Source organism: Candidatus Ichthyocystis sparus (genome assembly GCF_900078745.1).
Taxonomy (GTDB): domain Bacteria; phylum Pseudomonadota; class Gammaproteobacteria; order Burkholderiales; family 2013Ark19i; genus Ichthyocystis; species Ichthyocystis sparus.
This window is the reverse complement of the sequence record NZ_FKII01000016.1, coordinates 1-2,061: the sequence shown is the minus strand read 5'-3', so window position 1 is coordinate 2,061 and position 2,061 is coordinate 1. Positions and strand designations below refer to the sequence as shown.

Annotated in this window: 2 protein-coding genes; both read left to right on the top strand. The window is 29.8% G+C overall.

Features of this window, described 5'->3' with window-relative positions; all coding sequences use genetic code 11:
* The coding region (locus A6733_RS09315; protein WP_242641577.1) for a hypothetical protein at positions 1-221 on the top strand (221 nt) is incomplete at its 5' end.
* Between the two features lie 566 nt (positions 222-787).
* Positions 788-2,061: ShET2/EspL2 family type III secretion system effector toxin (locus A6733_RS00320; protein ID WP_092460224.1), on the top strand; the 1,274-nt coding region annotated here is incomplete at its 3' end.

Here is a 2,061-nt window from a genome sequence, read left to right as displayed (position 1 = left end):
GTATACCATCTGCATTATTTGCTGATAAAGAGACTTTGGAAAGTTATTTTGAAGTAATATCTAACTTACCAACTAAGATTATATATTCTTTATATTCACGACTCAATGAAATAAGAAGATCAATTAGATATACACCGTTAAGTAATAGTTACATTGACGGGAAGTATAAAATTTTGTTGGCGAAGGTTAAAGAGCTTGCCGCAAACTCCAAACAAAACTAACTGTAGTAGTATAGGTTTATTCTGCATTGATTTCAAAGCGGTAAATAATAAGATCTACAAAGACATTTATCTATAAATATTATATAAAACATGATTAAATATAAAGTTTTGTGAATGATCTTATTGCTATATAACTGAAACTATCTCTGCAAAATAGAAAATCCCCTCTACCCAAAGCTATAGTTAATGAAGTTGAAATAATATTTCCACTTAGATATCTATGGGTAGTATAGATACTACTAAACAAAATAAATAGATAGTGTGTAGTATGGGGGTTGGGTTTTAATTTATTGGCTTGATTCCCAATACAAAGTAATTTAATTAAATGGGGCAAAAATATACTTTTTCTGGGTTATAAATGTCGCATTTGTGTGTATAACTATACTCAACTGTGATTGAGTATTTTTAATAAAAAAACAACTTATGTACATTATGTACACTTTAGTAAAGGGTGACGAAAAAATACTAGTCTCCAAAAGGAGTATCACCTCTGTAGACTTGCTCTATAGACCCCATCTGCAATGGGGTAGTCTTGTTAAGCTTTACTAGTGTAGTGGGGTCGTGTTATGGATTTTAGTTGTAACAGTCACGTTCATATATCTCCTTATTCGATGGAAGAAATACCATCTAATGAAAAGAATTCTCCTTATATATCTAAAAAAAATGTTGAAAGTTTATTAGATTTAAATTGCAAAGTTAAGATTGGTGAAGAGACTATTGTTTGTTCTCATTTGGCTTCGTTGTTTACTTTGAAGAGCATTAATTGTTATAGAAATAATGAAAAAATGAGAATTAGCGAACTGTTTTCAGATGAAAATTCAGTAAAAAGAGCAGTTCCAGATAATTTTAGAGAAATTTATAGAGATATGATAGAAAATTCATGTGGCAGGCATATTGTAGCTTGCGATAGGTTTGGTAAATTTTTACATGAAATAGCCTCTAACACAGCTTCTGGAGAGCAAAGATTTTTTATATTAGACAGTTGTAGTCATGTAATGTCTTTTAGGATCACCCATAAAACTAGGAAAATGGTAGAATCTCCGATAGGTACAATAGATAGTTGGGTGGTACATTTTTTTGATCCTAATATAACAAATGCTGTATCACGTAGCGAAGTTTTAAAGTGTGAAGAATTTTTAGATCCAAGTAGATTTTCTTTAAGAATGTTTATCTATAAAAATAATTATAGAGGGTATTTTGAAAAAAAAGAATCAGAACTAATAGAAAATGAGTGTGCAATATATGAACAGTCTGCCATAGAAAATAAAAATAAAAGTTTTTGTTTTTCAACTTTAGAAACACTATCTCAAGATGGAATTTCTGGTTGTATGATATATCATATGATGTACAGTAACATCAGTACATTGGATATTAGAGGAGTACTAAAATCTAAATTGTTTTCAACGTTGGGCGCTGATATTAGAAGGGAGGTATTTCTTGCTAAAAGCTCCTCAGGTATTTCTGTGCTTCAGTTGATGATGGAACAAAATAAGCCTAACTCTATAATATCGTATAATGATCTTTTAGAAGAACTTTCTTGTGATGAGCAAGTAAATTTGTTACCTGAGATTTTACATGCTAAATCATCTTTGTGTGCTCCACCTTTATTTATGGCAATGCAATTTGGATATGCTGAATGTGTGTATAATTTTGGTTTATTGCTTGGTAGATTAATTAATATAAGAGATAGAATACCTATAGATAATCTTTCTGAAATATTATTTAATATTTTGCTTGCAAAGCGTAAAGATAACTTGTCTGCTCTTTCTATGTCTGTATTAAGGAATAAATTTAATGCCATTTTAGCTTTTGGTAGTCTTTTGGATAATATTTTTATGCT